Raw genomic sequence first — 14,544 nt, 5'->3', positions numbered from 1 at the left:
TCCTGCACCTCGCCGCAACCATCTTATGGATGCGATAAGTGTCCACAGAACCTAAAGCGGCGTCAGGCTTCCCAAGAACGACGACGGCCCCGGAGATCGCTCTCCGGGGCCGTTTTTAGTCTGGAAGACCAGGCGTCAGTCCTTCGAACCGAACACCGATTCTGCGGTGGGCTCGGCGCTGGGGCGCTGGCGGGCTTCGGGGACGAACTCGGGCTCGGCCTCGACTTCCTCGACGGGCTGGATGGTGCCGCCGCCCTTTTTAAGGTCGTCCTTGGCCTTCTTGTCGGCGGCCTTTTTGACGATCTCGTCCAGGGCCAGCTGGCCGACCAGGCCCAGGGTCACCGGATCGACCGGCTTGATGTTGGCCGAGTTCCAATGAGTGCGATTGCGCACGCTCTCGATGGTCGACTTGGTGGTGCCCAGCATCTTGGCGATCTGGGCGTCCGTCACCTCGGGGTGGTTGCGCACGAACCAGGCGATGGCGTCCGGCCGGTCCTGACGACGCGAGACGGGGGTGTATTTCGGCGCCGGCTTGGCCGATTTCAGCAGTTCGGCGTGGCGGCTGACGATGGCCTTCATCCGATAGCTTTCGTCGGCCTGCGCCTTGTCCAGCTCTTCGCGCGTCAGCTGGCCGCCGGTCACAGGATCGACGCCGCGAATGTCGCGCGCCACGTCGCCATCGGCGATGCCGCGAACTTCCAGCGGGTGCAGGCCGCAGAAATCGGCGATCTGCTCGAAGCTGAGGGAGGTGTTGTCGACCAGCCAGACCGCAGTGGCCTTGGGCATCAGAATGTCGCTCATGGGGCGTTCGTCCCGGTGTTGTAGGAGCCGCCGAATGAGGCTTCGGCTGGCGTTGGATACGACGGCGCCCGGCCTTTCGACCGGGCGCTTATGATTTCGATATAGGCCCATTCGCGGGAAAAGAAAACGCCGCCCGACAATCGTATACAGCAACGGTTCATCCGTCCGGTGCAACCCTTGCGGTAGTGAAGGCTTTGAGCCTCAGGGAGAGGAGAACCACCATGTCCATTCTACTTTCGGCCGCCCTGGCCGCCGCAATGTCCGGCCAGGATTACAGCACGCAGCGGGTCGCGCCGCGTGGCGGCTACAGCCAGTCCTGCACCGAGGCCTACACCAATCGCGGTCGGCTTTACGCCGATTGTCGCGACGTCCGGGGACGGATTCGCGGCACATCCATCGAACTGGCGCGGTGCGGCAACGAAGAGATCAACAACGACAACGGCCTGTTGGTCTGCGGCCGCTTCCGTGGCGACTATGAGGACAGCCGGCCCGGTCGGCCCGACGGCGGCTGGGGACCAGGCAATGGCGGTCCTGGCAATGGCGGGCCAGGTTGGGGCGGCCCCGGCTGGGGCGGCGGCAATGGCGGCTGGGGCCGATCCTCGATCGTCGTCTATGAGAACTCCAACTTCCGGGGCGCCTCGCGCGAGTTCACCAGCGAGGATCGCAACCTGGGCCGCACCCCGTTCAACGACCGCATCAGCTCCATGCGCGTGCAGGGCCGGTGGGAAGTCTGCACCGACGCGGAGTTCCGTGGGCGTTGCCGGATCGTCGAAGGCGACATCCGCAATCTGGGCGGCGGCTTCAACGACAGCATCTCGTCGTTGCGTCCGGTCGAAGGCGGCTGGCGTCCGGGTCGTTAAACCTGAAGAATGATCTTGCCGATGTGCCCGCCGGCCTCCAGTTCGGCGTGTGCATCGGCGGCCTGCGCCAGCGGATAGACGGCGTCGATGGGCGGTCTGACCGCGCCGGATGCGATCCAGGGCCAAGCCTTGGCCTCAACCGCTTCTGCCAATCGCGCCTTTTCGTCCGCAGAACGGCTGCGCAGCGTCGATCCGGTCAGGGTCAGGCGTTTCAGCATGATCCGCTGCAGGTCCATCTCGACCTTCGGGCCCGTCAGTGACGCGATCACCACCCAGCGTCCGCCGGCCTTCAGGCTGTTCAGGTTTAGATGGGCGTAGTCGCGCCCCACCATGTCCAGCAGCACATCGGCGCCGCCCGCCGCCTTGATACGCGCTTCCAGATCGTCCGTTCGGGCGTCCAGGCTGACGTCGGCGCCCAGATCGGCCGCCGCCTTCGCCTTGTCGGCGCCGCGAGAGGTGGCGATGACGGTCGCGCCCGCCGCCTTGGCCATCTGGATCGCCGTGACGCCGATGCCGCTGGTCGCGCCATGGATCAGAAGCGTCTCGCCGGCTTTCAAGGCGCCGGCCTCGAACACATTGGCGAAGACGGTGAAGACCGTTTCGGGCAGGGCGGCCGCCTGAACGAAGTCTAGTCCCTCCGGGATCGGCAGGACGTGGCGGGCGTCAACCGCCGCCTGTTCGGCGTATCCCCCGCCGCCCAGAAGGGCGCAGACCCGATCCCCGATCTTCCAGCGCGCGACGCCTTCGCCGACCTGAGCGATCTCGCCCGCGACCTCCAGCCCCAGGATGTCGGACGCGCCTGGCGGCGGGGGATAGGCGCCGGTGCGTTGCAACAGATCCGGCCGGTTCACGCCCGCCGCCCGCACGCGGATGACCACCTGTCCCGGTCCGGCGACGGGATCGGGACGTTCGGCGATCTTCAACGCCTCGGCCGGCCCGGCGCCGCCTTCGATCTGGATGACCCGCATCGCACTCGCCTTGCTTTCGTCCGTGTCAGGGCGTTCACATAGGCGCCCCGGCCCGCCTTGGCCATCACCGGAACGAAAGGCGCAGACGATGTTCGAGGATTTGGAGCCCCGGCCCCAGCGCGGCGAACCGCTGCGCGCCCTGTCGCGCGAAGATCTGGACGTCTATTCCATCGAGGATCTGGAGGGACGCATCGCCGCCCTGGACGACGAGATCGTCCGCGCCCGCGCCGTCATCGAGGCCAAACGCTCCAAGAAAAACGCCGCCGACGCCCTGTTCAACTTCGGATCCTGATCGCGAAAGCGGTCGCGGCATGGCATGAGCGTTGCATCGTTTCGACGAACGGCTCCGTCAGGGACCGATTGCAGGACGGTTCCGCATATCTGATGATCAAAGCTGAAATGACCTTCGCCCACGCCTCCGCCGACCGCAGCCGCACCGTGCGCGATTTCGCCCGGTCGGAACTGTTCGACCGCACCTTCCGCGAAGGGATGGAGCTGGTTGAGGAGACGGCCGCCTATCTGGACGGGGAGGGGCGTCGCGATTCCAAGATGCTGTCTCGCGCCGCCGCTCTGGCCTATGCCGCCGAAAGCATGAAGCTGACTACCCGGCTGATGCAGATCGCCTCGTGGCTGCTGGTCCAGCGGGCCGTGCGCGAGGACGACATGTCGCCCGAGACGGCTTGCGAGCCGCGTTATCGCCTGAACGACCGCCGTGTCGAGGCCGAACCCAGCCACGCCGAACTGCCCATCGCCCTGGTCGAATATCTGGTGCGGTCCGAGAAACTGTTCGAACGGACCCTGTATCTGGATCGTCGCATGTATCTGGACGACCAGGAGAAGGTCCCGGAAAACCCCGTGCTGTCCCAAATGGGAATGCTTGAGGCCGCCTTCCGGGGTTGATTGCTAGGGTTACGGCCCGACGTCGTTGGCGTCGGCGCGGCCGTCGTCGATGGGCTTGGGCAGGTTGACGCCGATGCCGAGCGCCTGGGCCAGCTTGTCGTCGCGGCCATAGACATCCTCGCGGAAGGCCACGCGCCCCTGACCGTCGACGAAGGCGGTCCAGTACAGCAGGCGTACGGAAATCTCGCGACCCGTCGTCACCCGCGTCGTCTCGCGGCTGTCCTGGGCGGCGTCGAACTGTCCCAGCTTGGTCGGGTCGGGCGACAGCAGCAGGCGGGCGAACTCCACCGCATTCTGAACGCGAACGCAGCCGTGGCTGCGTTGGCGGGTGGACAGGTTGAAGGCGGCCTTGGACGGGGTGTCGTGCAGGAAGATGGCGTAGCTGTCGCGCAGCTCGAACTTCACATAGCCCAGGGCCGAGCGCGGACCGGCGCGCTGGATGACCATGCCGTCCTTCACATACATGTCATTGGCGGCCAGATAGCCCGGCCCTTTGGGCAGAATTTCGCGACGCGCGATGCCGGCCGGCACATACCAGGGCGGATTGGCCACGACCGAGGCGAACGGCTTTTCCAGGCTGGGGGTCTGATTCTCGGCCGAACCGACCACGACGCGGTTTGAGTGAACCGGCTTGCCGTCCTTCCAATAGACCATGATGGCGGCGGCGGTGTTGACCTCGATCCGCTCGGGGGCCAGATCGCGCTTCAGCCAGCGGCGGCGTTCCAGGTTCAGTGCGATCTGACGCGCGCGATCCTCGGCCGAGGCGGACAGCGAACGCTGGGTTCCCGCGCCGATCCGCCCGTCCGCGCCCAGACCGTGCCGGTTCTGGAAGCTTTGCACCGCGCGCTGCAGTTCGGCGTTGTAGGTCAGGCCCTGCGCCTTCAGACGGGCGCCGTCGGCGGCCGACAGATCGCCCTCGGCCGTCAGCCGGTCGATCAGGGCGGGGATGCGGCGGTCGCTGTTGCCCGGCTCGATGGTCGCGCCCTGGGTGAAGCGGGGCCAGCCGCCCTGGGCCGCCAGCCGGCGATAGCGCACATAGCCCGCCGACAGGTTCTGATAGCCGATGTCTGTCGGGGCCAGGCCGTCGTACCAGTTGGCCAGCACATTACGGTTCAGGGCGTCGGTCAGTCCGCGCGGCAGGTCCACGCGGTTCTTCTGCATTTCCCACAGGTCTTCAACCGTCTCGGGCCGCACCTTGCCCTCGGCCAGGACGCGGGCATAGGCCAGGGCCGCCGCTGTCGTGCGTAGATCCGCGCTGGCCGGGTCCGCGGCCAGGCCGACGAAATCGAAGTAATCATTGGCGGCCAGGCCGTGCTTGTCCGCGCGCGACGCGGCCGTATTCAGGGCCCGCACCCGTTCGGCGTTCCACACGGGCCGCCAGTTGTTCATCTCGTAGAAGGCGCGGACGTCGGCCTGCTGGGTTTGCGGCAGGCGGGAAATTTGGTCGTTGAAGCTGTTGTAGAAGGCGGTCGCCTCCGGGCCGCGCTGCACGAAGACCTGTTGCGCGCGCGCCGTGGAACCGAGGGCCATGGCCGCCGTGGCGACGCCCAGACCCAGTTGCCGTCTATTCATAACCTGTCCGCTTCTTCGATCGCTTCGGCCAGCGTGGCCGATGCCCCTGGTACCCGAACGCCTCTACATTATCGGCGTTCCGGCCAAACAAAAAGCGCCGGCCTTTCGACCGACGCTCCTGGTGACCTGTTTGCTGCAGTATGTCGCAGCGAAGTCTCAAGTCGGGCCTTACTTCTTGATGAAGCCGGCGAACTTGTTGTTGAAGCGCGAAACGCGGCCGCCGCGGTCCATCAGCTGGGCGTTGCCGCCGGTCCAGGCCGGGTGCGTCGTCGGATCGATATCCAGGTTCAGCGTGTCGCCTTCCTTACCGTAGGTCGAACGGGTCTGGTAGGAGGTGCCGTCGGTCATCACCACGGTGATGAAGTGATAGTCGGGATGCGTGTCCGCTTTCATGGTCGTCGTCCGGTCTCTGGCGCGGTGACGATGCCGACCGTCTGTGCGCGTGAAAATGAGAATCCCGCTGAAAGGTCCAGCGGAAAAGAGCGCGGCGTTTACACCGGGGGGCGTTCCGGGGCAAGAGGCGGGCGCCATGACCGATCAGACCGCCTCCGCCTCCTCCAATCGCGCCTCCGGTCTGGCTTCGGTCGAGGGGCGGCCCAGCGCCGGCGCGCTTCTGGCCGAACAGATGTCCGAGGCGGGCGCCAAGCGCGCCAAACGCCGCGATATCCGCCCCCTGGCCCGTCTGATCCCCTATGCCCTGCGGCACAAGGGGCATGCCCTGACGGCGGTCTTCTGGCTGCTGTTATCCACCGCCGCCTCTTTGGGTCTGACGGCGCTGGCGCGCGGGGCCATCGACCATGGGTTCGAGGCGGGCGGCGCCAATCTGAACATCTGGTTCCTGATGCTGGGGGCCAACGCCCTGTTCCTGGGACTGGCCACCGCCGCACGCTATTATTACGTCACCCGCACGGGCGAACGGGTCATCGCGGATGTGCGAAAGGGGCTGTTCGGCCGCATCCTGACTCTGGACCCGTCCTTCTACGCCCATATGCGCACGGGTGAGGTGCTGTCGCGCCTGACCACGGACATCGCTCTGGTCGAGACGCTGATGACCACGTCGGTGTCCTATGCGCTTCGAAACTTCCTGACCCTGATTGGGGGCGTGATCCTGCTGTTCTTCGTCAGCCCCAAGCTGACCGGCTTCGTCCTGCTGATCGTACCCTTCCTCCTGGGGCCGATCTTCATCTTCGGTCGCCGCGTCCGCAAACTGACCGTGGCGTCGCAGGATCGCTTCGCCAACGCCGTCGGCTTCGCCGGCGAAAGCGTGGACGCCATCGAGACGGTCCAGGCCTTTGGTCGTGAACGCAGCGCCATCGACCGTTTCGGCGCGGCGGTGGAGGATGCCTTTGCAGCCTCCCTGACCCGCATGGCCGCGCGGGCCTGGATGACGGCCCTGATCATCGTCGTGATGTTCGGCGGCGTGACCCTGGTTCTGTGGCTGGGCGCGCAGGATGTGGTGAGGGGCGAGATGTCGCCCGGCGCCCTGTTGCAGTTCGTGCTGCTGTCGGTCTTCGCCGCCGGGGCTGTCGGCGCTCTGGGCGAAAGCTGGGGCGACGTGCAGAAGGCCGCCGGCGCCATGGAGCGGATCGAGGAGTTGATGCGCGCCACGCCGGGCATCGCGCCGCCTACCCACGCCACCCCCCTGCCTCAGCCGCCGCGCGGCGAGGTGTCGATGTCGGCGGTCGGCTTTTCCTATCCGGGGCGGCCGGACCTGCCTGCGCTGAAGGGTTTCAGCCTGACCGTGCGGCCGGGCGAGACCGTGGCTCTGGTCGGGCCATCGGGTGCGGGCAAGTCCACCGTGTTCCGCCTGCTGCTGCGCTTCTACGATCCTCAAACAGGTCTGGTCTCAGTCGATGGTGTGGACGTGCGCGAGGCGGACCCCGTTTCGGTGCGCAACCGTTTCGCCTGGGTGTCGCAGGAAACCCCGCTGTTTTCGGGCTCGGCGCTGGAGAACATCCAGTTTGGTCGTGAAGAAACAACGCTGGAGGAAGCGCGCATCGTCGCCGAGAAGGCCCAGGCTCTGGGCTTCATCGACGCCCTGCCGGAAGGGTTCGACACGCCTCTGGGCGAACGGGGCAAGAGCCTGTCGGGCGGTCAGCGCCAGCGTCTGGCCATCGCCCGCGCCCTGGTCCGCGACGCCCCGATCCTGCTGCTGGACGAAGCCACCAGCGCCCTGGACGCCGAGAGCGAACGTCTAGTGCAGGTCGCGCTGGATCAGGCGATGCAGGAGCGCACCACCCTGGTCATCGCCCACCGTCTGGCCACCGTCCTGCGCGCCGACCGCATCGTGGTGATGGACGATGGGCGGGTGGTCGAAGAAGGCACGCATGATCAACTGGTGGCGCAGGGCGGGCTGTATGCCCGTCTAGCTGAGCTGCAGTTCCGGGCGACGTAAGGGTTCATCGGTCGTCGCCGGTTCAGGTTAAGCCTGGAACGTCATTCCGGGGCTGAGCAAAGCGAAGAACCCGGAACTCAGGGCCGCGAGGCCGTTGCTGGACGCATTCGATGCCGGATGCGAGCCTCCTGGGTTCCGGGTTCGTCCTACGGACGCCCCGGAATGACGGGAGTAGGCTTATACTTGGCGAGCCTTAATGAAGCCCCTCGCGCGCCAGTGCGGGAAAGTCGCTGAAGATGGCGTCGACCCCTGTGTCAGCCAGTGTGCGGACATAACCCGCCATGTCGCCGTGGGCGGCGGGCAGGGCGCCTGAGCGGCGCTCCAGCGGCAGGAAGACGTTCTCAGCCCTCACGGTCCAGACGACGACTTTCAGGCCTGCGGCGTGGGCGTCGGCGACCAACGACGACGGCGCGGTCGAACGGCCCTGCGCGTCGCGGGGTATGACCAGCGTCACGTCGGGCGCGACCCATGCGGCATAGGCGGCGACGGCCTTCAGACCCTCGGGCGTGATCATCTGGGCATAGGTCAGATCGGGACGGTCTTGCGGCGCGCCGCCCGCGCCGACCAGTTGCGCCAGTGGGGCCTCGATGCGGCGCGACAGCCGCTCCAGCGGTCCGACCTCGAAACACTGGATGATGATGGGGGCATCGGCGCCTGTCAGGTTCAGCCGCTCCAACTCGGCGACGAAGGCGTCTTCCATCGGCAGGCCGATCCCGGCGAAATAGGTCGGATGTTTCAGTTCCGGCGCGACGGCGATGGAACGGCCGGTGCGTGCGGAGGCCGCGCGCGCGATTTCGACCACCTCGTCGAAGGTCAGGATCGGGTCGCGCCCGTCATAGGCGACATTGGCGGTGCGGACCTGGGGCAGGCGTTCACGCGCGCGCAGGGTCTTCAACTCGGCCAGGGTGAAGTCCTCGGTGAACCAGCCGGTGGTCGAGACGCCGTCTATGGTCTTGGTCGTCTTGCGGTCGGCGTACTCGGGGCGGCTGGCGACGTCGGTGGTGCCGCCGATCTCGTTTTCATGCCGGTCGATGAAGACGCCGTCCTTGGACATGACCAGATCGGGCTCGATCACGTCCGCCCCCTGTTCGATGGCCAGTTCATAGGCGGAGCGGGTGTGTTCCGGCCGTTCGCCCGACGCGCCGCGGTGGGCGATGATCAGGGGCTGGGCCACGGCGGGGGCTCCTGTGAACAGGATCAGGGCGGTCAGGATGGCGCGGATCATGACCGCTGGATAGGGCCGGGACGCGACGCGGGCGTGACAACGCCAGATGCTGGGCCTTGAGCCTAAGAACCCTGCAGCACCTTGCGCAGATGCGGATGCAGTTCGGTGTTCGACGCCAGGATAGACGCACCCGTCTTGGGATCGCCGTCGTTGTCGATGGTGGTGACGCGCCCGCCCGCCTCGGTGACGAACAGGATGCCCGCCGCCACGTCCCAAGGCTTCAGGTTGCGCTCATAATAGGCGTCGTAGCGGCCTGCGGCGACCCAGGCGAAGTCCAGGGCGGCCGAGCCCAGGCGGCGGATGCCCGCGACGCGCTGGCCGACGGCGTGGATGTCCTTGATGGCCTGGGCGTGACCCGACTTGCCGATGAAGGGCAGGCCAGTGGCGATCAGGCTTTCGGACAGGTCGCGACGACCGGCGACGCGGATGCGCTGGTCGTTCAGATAGCAGCCCTTGCCCTTTTCGGCCCAGAAGAGCTCGTTCATCACCGGATTGTAGGTGACGCCCGCGACGATCTCGGACGAGCCGTCGGGCGCCCGGCGCTCCAGCCCCACCGTGATGGCGAAATGGGGCATGGCGTGCATGAAGTTGGTGGTGCCGTCGATCGGATCGACGATCCAGGTGTGGGACTTGTCCGTGCCCTCGACCATGCCGCGCTCTTCGCCCAGGAAGCCGTAGCCGGGGCGGGCCTTCATCAGCAGTTCGAACAGGGTGTCTTCCGCCTTCAGGTCGGCGGCGGTGACGAAATCGCCGGGGCCCTTCCTCGACACCTGAAGCTGGGAGACTTCGCCGAAGTCGCGCAGCATCGGACGGGCGGTCTTTCGCACCGCATCGGTCATGACTTGGAGCAGGGCGGAAGCGAGGGCCATCGGCGGATCTCCTGGTCCGAAAGTCCTTCAAAGCCGCGGCCGGACAGTCGGAGAAGTTCAGAGGGGTGACGTCCAAGCGACGTCAGTAAGAAGTGCTGGTGAGCGAAGGTAGTGAGTGAGAGAGCGGTCTTGGCTCACCTCTTGCTCACTAACACCCCTCGCTCACCCCATAAAATCAGTCCGCGCGGCGGACGTATTCGCCGCTGGTCGTGTCGACGACGATGCGTTCGCCGGCCGACATATAGGGCGGGATCATGATGCGCACGCCGTTCGAGGCCAGCGCGGGCTTGTAGGAGGACGAGGCGGTCTGGCCCTTCACGGTCGGCTCGGTCTCGGCGACTTCCAGCACGACCTGATCGGGCAGTTCCAGGCCGATCGGACGCTCTTCGTGCATCTCGATGACGACCTTCATGCCTTCTTGCAGATAGGGGATGCGCTCTTCGCCGACCCAGTCCTTCTGCAGTTCGATCTGCTCGTAGGTGGCGTCGTCCATGAAGACCAGGCTGTCGCCGTTGTCGAACAGATAGGAGAAGTCCTTCTGCTCCAGGGTCACGCGCTCGACCTTGTCTTCCGAACGGAAGCGTTCGTTCAGCTTGTTGCCGGTTTCCAGGTTCTTGGCCTCGACGTTGGCGAAGGCGCCGCCCTTGCCGGGCTTGACGTGGCTGGCCTTGGTGACGACCCACAGGCCGCCGTTGTGTTGCAGGACCATGCCGGGCTTGATGGTGTTGCCGTTGATCTTCATGGGGTCACATCGGAATTGGGGTTGCGCCCGCGCGACCATTCCGGAGCGTGGCGAAGGGCGCGATCCCTAGAGGAAGCCCTTGCAAAGGGCAAGGCGGGGCAAGGGCCAAGCCGACGCGATCTAATGCAGGGTGCGCTCGCGCGAGGCGTCGTCGGCCTTGCGATGCAGGAAGTTGCCCAGGCGCACGCCGGACCCGGTGGGGGCGGCCATCTTGCCTGCGCCTTCGTCCAGCTTGCGCGCCTCATGGGCGAAGGCGGCGGCGAGACCGGCCGAAGACATGGCGGCCATCACCTGCCGCGCCATGGAGGACGGGCGCAGGCCCAGCCAGACCGCGTTCACAGTCTGAGCGGCGACCCACAGGCCCATGGCGCGGGTGCGTTCCTTTTGCGGCGGGGCGTTCCACACGCGCACGGCCGACAGGGTGGTGGCCGAGAACACCGCCGGCAGGATCAGGCTGAAGGCCCCCTTGGGCTTTTCGGTGATCGGCAGATCCTTGTCGCGCACCTGTTTCAGGTTGCGACGGGGCTTCAACGCACCCGAGGCGATGGTGTGGGCCAGAAGCGCGAAGCCTACCGTCAGGGCGATGCCCGCCACCACATGGCCGGTGCTGCGACCCTGGCTGTTCAACAGGTCGGCGGCGGCGTCGCGCACGTCGTCGATGGCGTCGTCAATGTCGGTCATGGTGCGCTCCAGCTTGCCCTCGAAAGGCTAATGACCGGAGCGCATCAGGGTTCCCGTCAGCCGCCGGTGGCGGCGCCGTCGGTCACGATCTCCTTCATGGCCGATTGCAGATAGTTCTGCGCGCCCATCAGTTGGATCAGCTTGTGCTGGTTTTCCAGGAAGTCGATGTGTTCTTCGGTGTCGGCGAGAATCTTCATCAAGAGGTCGCGGCTGACGTAGTCGCGCGCTTCCTCGCACTGGGTCACGGCGGCGGCCGTGGTCGCGCGGCTGTCCAGCTCAAGCTGCAGGTCGGCGCCCAGGCATTCGATGGGATCTTCACCGACCTTCAGCTTGTGCAGGTCCTGCAGGTTCGGCAGGCCGTCCAGGAAGAGGATGCGTTTGATCAGCATGTCGGCGTGCTTCATCTCGCCGATCGATTCTTCGTAGATGACGTTGCCCAGATGGGCCAGGCCCCAGCTTTCGAACATGCGCGCATGCAGGAAATACTGGTTCACCGCCGTCAGTTCGTTGGTCAGCACTGCGTTCAGCGTGCGCAGGATTGCGGGATCGCCCTTCATGGCCATGGTCCTTGATCTCTCTACGGCGTAGTCGCCGCTGTCGAGCGAGGCCATACCACAGTAAAACCCGCATTGTTTATTTGCGAGTTTTTATCACTGCATTGATAGTGCGAGTGATTTTCGCCCGCGATGGGGCGAAACCTATTCGGCTGCGAGTGCGAACGCTTCGCGACTGTCCTGGATCATCTGGCGCATTTCGCACACGCATTTGGCGCACTGGGCCTGGCATTGATGACTGGCGAAGATGTCGCGCGGGCGTTGGGCGCCCGCCTCGATGGACTGGGCCACATCCCGTTTGCGAAGGCCGTTGCAGTTGCAGACGTACACGAAGGTTCTACGCGATCCACCGACTGAGAATGGTTCGCTATAGCATCCCGTCTGGCGATTGCAAGTCGTTCTCATGGCCTGGGTCGCCCGTGACCGTTGACGCCACGTCGCAGGGGAGGGAAGGACAGGCATGGCCAAGACATCCACCGTCCCCGACCGCCCGCCGTGCCGGCTTTATCTGATCACGCCGCCGTCCATTCCCGATCTGGACGCCTTTTCGCAGACGCTGGATCAGGCGCTGGCGGCCGGCGACGTGGCGGCGCTGCAGATCCGGCTGAAGCCCGCCGACGATGAGGTGATCCGACAGACCGTCGCGGTGCTGGCTCCGATCGCGCGGCGATACGATGTGGCGGTGATCCTGAACGACCGGCCCGATCTGGCGCGCGCCACCGGTTGCGACGGCGTCCATATCGGTCAGGAGGACGGGTCGTTGTCCGAGGCCCGGCGGATCATGGGGCCGGACGCCATGATCGGCGTCACCTGTCACGACGACCGCGACCTGGCGTGGGATGCGGCGGAAGGCGGCGCGGACTACGTCGCCTTCGGCGCCTTCTATCCGACCACGACCAAGGAAACGGTGCATAAGCCCCCGCTGGAGCTTCTGACCGTCTGGCAGGAAACGGTCGAGACGCCCTGCGTCGCGATCGGCGGCATCACCGCAGAGACGGCCGGGGTCGTGGCGCGCGCAGGCGCGGATTTCGTGGCCGTCAGCGGGGGAATTTGGAGTTATCACGGCGGTGCAGCCGCTGCGGTTAAGCTGTTCAATCAAAAGTTGAACTTCCAACTTTAAGGGATGTTAGGAACCCTGTGGTCATGTGCGCCTGACGACATTCGGTCAGGACGCATTGATGATGATGAGCCGCGCGCTCAACAGCGACGTCCCTCCCGTCTCCTCAGCGACGACGGCGCCGAAGGCTGCCCAAATCTCATCCGACCGTGATCGACCTGACGCCTTCCAGCCGCTGGCGCCGGTTATGACCGGCGTGGCGGTGGCCGTTCTGGTCGCCATGGCCATTACCTATGGGCGCTCGACGGGTCTGGTCGCCGCTTTGTGGGGCGCGAGCGGGGTCGCCATCGCGGTCTGGCTGCGCACAAGCCGTGGGCGCAACAGCGACCTGACATTCGCAGCCGTTCTGACGATCAGCCTCCTGATCGGCGAGATCATTGCGGGCAACAAGCCTCTGCTCGCGCTGGCCTTCACGGCCGCAGACATGATCGAGATCGTCGTCGCCGTTCTGCTGGCGCGGCGTTTCGCTCCGACCCTGAACCTGTCCACGCTGAACGGTGCGGCGGGCTTCCTGTTCTTCGCGGCCGTGCTGGCTCCCATTCCCGCCGCCCTGTTCAGTGTGTTGATCCAGTGGCAGAGCGGCCAGTCGAACCTCTGGCAAGGCTTCCAGACCTGGTGGTTCGGCCATGCGCTGGGCATTTCGGTGTTGGGCTCAATGGGCCTTTCGCTGACACACGCCACCGTGGCGCGCCTGATGCGGCCGGCCAAGATGATCGAGGCGGGCGTGCTGCTGGGCTGCGTGGTCGTCTTCTACTACTTCAGCTTCAGCGGCTACCCGACGCCGGGCTTCCTGCTGCTACCGCTGTTGATGGTCATCGCCGTCCGATTGGGCGTTGCGGGCACGGCCTTTACCCTTGTTCTGGTGGCCCTGCTGTCCGTCGGCGGCGCCGTTCTGGGGCATGGCCCCTACAGACAGGGCGGAACGGCCGAACAGGTCATGATGGCCCAGATGCTGGTGCTGATCGGCTATATGCCGATCCTGCTGGTCGCCGCCCTGCTGGAAGAGCGCGATGTGCTGGCCGAGCGCGCGCGCATGGGCCGCGAACGCGCGGAGAAGGTGTCCGAGGCCAAGTCCCGCCTGCTGGCCAATGTCGCCCATGAGATCAAGAGCCCGGTCGCGGGCATCATCGGCATCGGCGACCTGTGGCGTCAGGGGCAGCTTGGGGCGGTCACGCCGCAACAGGCCGAGATGTCCGACATGCTGGTCGGCACGGCGCGCCAAATCGAGGCCCTGGCGCACGACCTGCTGGATGTCGCGCGAGCGGAATCCGGGGCGGTCAGGGTCGATCTGCGCCCCACCGACATTCCTGGCCTGCTGGAGGATGTGCGACGCGCCTGCCTGTTGCGGGCCGATCCCGGCGGCAAGATTGCGATCGACGTGGTGTGCGAAGGGGATGGACTGGTCGCCGTGGCGGATTCGCAGCGTCTGGCTCAGGTCGTCACCAATCTGACAGTCAATGCGTTGAAATACGGGGCTTCGGGCGGCCGCATCGTCCTGCGCGCGCTGCGCGCTGACGATTGCGTGCGGATAGAGGTCAGCGACTTCGGACCCGGCCTATCGCTGCAGAAGCAGGCGCAATTGTTCGAGCCCTTCAACCGCCTGGGGTTGGAACGCTCGGCCATCGAGGGGCATGGCGTGGGTCTGGCCCTGGCCAAGCGGCTGGTCGAGTTGCAGGGCGGCTCCATCGGGGTCATCTCCGCGCCGGGCGAGGGCGCGACCTTCTGGCTTCTGATCCCCAAGGCGTGAGGCCGCGCTTGCGAACCCGGCCGCGTCGCGCGATGGTCCGGCCATGACCCTGATCGCCCTCGCTGCCGCCGTCGCCCTGTCAGGCCAAGCCGCCTCGCCCCCGCGCGCCGGCA

General features: G+C 66.1%; 16 protein-coding genes. 6 read left to right on the top strand and 10 right to left on the bottom strand.

All coding sequences use genetic code 11. From position 1 onward, the window contains the following. Positions 1 to 135: 135 nt before the first annotated feature. The gene (locus RTU05_RS13375) at positions 136 to 801 is read right to left on the bottom strand and encodes a cell cycle transcriptional regulator TrcR (RefSeq protein ID WP_312598856.1); all 666 of its coding nucleotides are present in this window, start codon (positions 799 to 801) and stop codon (positions 136 to 138) included. Between the two features lie 221 nt (positions 802 to 1,022). Here RTU05_RS13375 and RTU05_RS13370 point away from each other — a divergent pair, with 221 nt between their 5' ends. Beyond that, positions 1,023 to 1,661, top strand: coding sequence for a beta/gamma crystallin-related protein (locus tag RTU05_RS13370; RefSeq protein ID WP_312598855.1), 639 nt, complete (start codon positions 1,023 to 1,025; stop codon positions 1,659 to 1,661). On the opposite strand, the gene RTU05_RS13365 is transcribed toward RTU05_RS13370, so the two are convergent. Beyond that, on the bottom strand, positions 1,658 to 2,629 hold the full coding sequence (locus tag RTU05_RS13365) for an NAD(P)H-quinone oxidoreductase (RefSeq protein WP_312598854.1): 972 nt from the start codon (positions 2,627 to 2,629) through the stop codon (positions 1,658 to 1,660). The two genes, RTU05_RS13370 and RTU05_RS13365, sit on opposite strands and share 4 nt — an antisense overlap. An 88-nt stretch (positions 2,630 to 2,717) precedes the next feature. Here RTU05_RS13365 and RTU05_RS13360 point away from each other — a divergent pair, with 88 nt between their 5' ends. Together RTU05_RS13360 and RTU05_RS13355 are read left to right on the top strand one after the other, a co-directional pair. Next, entirely contained in the window at positions 2,718 to 2,921 is a 204-nt protein-coding gene (locus RTU05_RS13360) for a DUF1192 domain-containing protein (protein WP_312598853.1), read from the top strand. Between the two features lie 107 nt (positions 2,922 to 3,028). Next, positions 3,029 to 3,529, top strand: coding sequence for a DUF1465 family protein (locus RTU05_RS13355; RefSeq protein WP_312598857.1), 501 nt, complete (start codon positions 3,029 to 3,031; stop codon positions 3,527 to 3,529). A 9-nt stretch (positions 3,530 to 3,538) separates the two neighbouring features. On the opposite strand, the gene RTU05_RS13350 is transcribed toward RTU05_RS13355, so the two are convergent. Together RTU05_RS13350 and rpmE are read right to left on the bottom strand one after the other, a co-directional pair. After that, on the bottom strand, positions 3,539 to 5,101 hold the full coding sequence (locus RTU05_RS13350; RefSeq protein ID WP_312598852.1) for a L,D-transpeptidase family protein: 1,563 nt from the start codon (positions 5,099 to 5,101) through the stop codon (positions 3,539 to 3,541). Between the two features lie 168 nt (positions 5,102 to 5,269). Then, positions 5,270 to 5,494: a 50S ribosomal protein L31 gene (gene rpmE / locus RTU05_RS13345; protein ID WP_087119900.1), complete on the bottom strand. Its 225-nt coding sequence runs from the start codon at positions 5,492 to 5,494 to the stop codon at positions 5,270 to 5,272. Positions 5,495 to 5,630: 136 nt separating this feature from the next. Here rpmE and RTU05_RS13340 point away from each other — a divergent pair, with 136 nt between their 5' ends. Then, positions 5,631 to 7,496, top strand: a complete 1,866-nt coding sequence (locus RTU05_RS13340) for an ABC transporter transmembrane domain-containing protein (RefSeq protein ID WP_312598851.1) — start codon at positions 5,631 to 5,633, stop codon at positions 7,494 to 7,496. Between the two features lie 193 nt (positions 7,497 to 7,689). On the opposite strand, the gene RTU05_RS13335 is transcribed toward RTU05_RS13340, so the two are convergent. The 6 genes from RTU05_RS13335 to RTU05_RS13310 all read right to left on the bottom strand — a co-directional run bounded on the left by RTU05_RS13335 (position 7,690) and on the right by RTU05_RS13310 (position 11,897). After that, the gene (locus RTU05_RS13335) at positions 7,690 to 8,721 is read right to left on the bottom strand and encodes a glycerophosphodiester phosphodiesterase (RefSeq protein ID WP_312598850.1); all 1,032 of its coding nucleotides are present in this window, start codon (positions 8,719 to 8,721) and stop codon (positions 7,690 to 7,692) included. Positions 8,722 to 8,783: 62 nt separating this feature from the next. After that, positions 8,784 to 9,590, bottom strand: a complete 807-nt coding sequence (locus RTU05_RS13330; RefSeq protein ID WP_312598849.1) for an inositol monophosphatase family protein — start codon at positions 9,588 to 9,590, stop codon at positions 8,784 to 8,786. A gap of 175 nt (positions 9,591 to 9,765) precedes the next feature. Continuing rightward, entirely contained in the window at positions 9,766 to 10,332 is a 567-nt protein-coding gene (efp, locus tag RTU05_RS13325; protein ID WP_017504556.1) for an elongation factor P, read from the bottom strand. Positions 10,333 to 10,452: 120 nt separating this feature from the next. Further along, the gene (locus RTU05_RS13320; protein ID WP_248118923.1) at positions 10,453 to 11,013 is read right to left on the bottom strand and encodes a tryptophan-rich sensory protein; all 561 of its coding nucleotides are present in this window, start codon (positions 11,011 to 11,013) and stop codon (positions 10,453 to 10,455) included. Positions 11,014 to 11,069: 56 nt separating this feature from the next. Continuing rightward, positions 11,070 to 11,570: a bacterioferritin gene (bfr, locus tag RTU05_RS13315; protein ID WP_312598848.1), complete on the bottom strand. Its 501-nt coding sequence runs from the start codon at positions 11,568 to 11,570 to the stop codon at positions 11,070 to 11,072. 141 nt (positions 11,571 to 11,711) lie between these two features. After that, entirely contained in the window at positions 11,712 to 11,897 is a 186-nt protein-coding gene (locus tag RTU05_RS13310) for a bacterioferritin-associated ferredoxin (protein ID WP_087119906.1), read from the bottom strand. Between the two features lie 130 nt (positions 11,898 to 12,027). On the opposite strand from RTU05_RS13310, the gene thiE reads away from it, so the two are divergent. Further along, a complete protein-coding gene (gene thiE, locus RTU05_RS13305) occupies positions 12,028 to 12,687 on the top strand; it encodes a thiamine phosphate synthase (RefSeq protein ID WP_312598847.1) in 660 nt (219 codons plus the stop codon). Between the two features lie 58 nt (positions 12,688 to 12,745). Beyond that, positions 12,746 to 14,431, top strand: coding sequence for an ATP-binding protein (locus tag RTU05_RS13300; protein ID WP_312598846.1), 1,686 nt, complete (start codon positions 12,746 to 12,748; stop codon positions 14,429 to 14,431). Positions 14,432 to 14,544: the final 113 nt, after the last annotated feature.

This window comes from Brevundimonas sp. (assembly GCF_032017145.1).
In the GTDB taxonomy this organism is placed as follows: Bacteria; Pseudomonadota; Alphaproteobacteria; order Caulobacterales; family Caulobacteraceae; genus Brevundimonas.
Note: the sequence above shows the minus strand (reverse complement) of the source record. Positions and strands in the feature narration are given on the sequence as shown.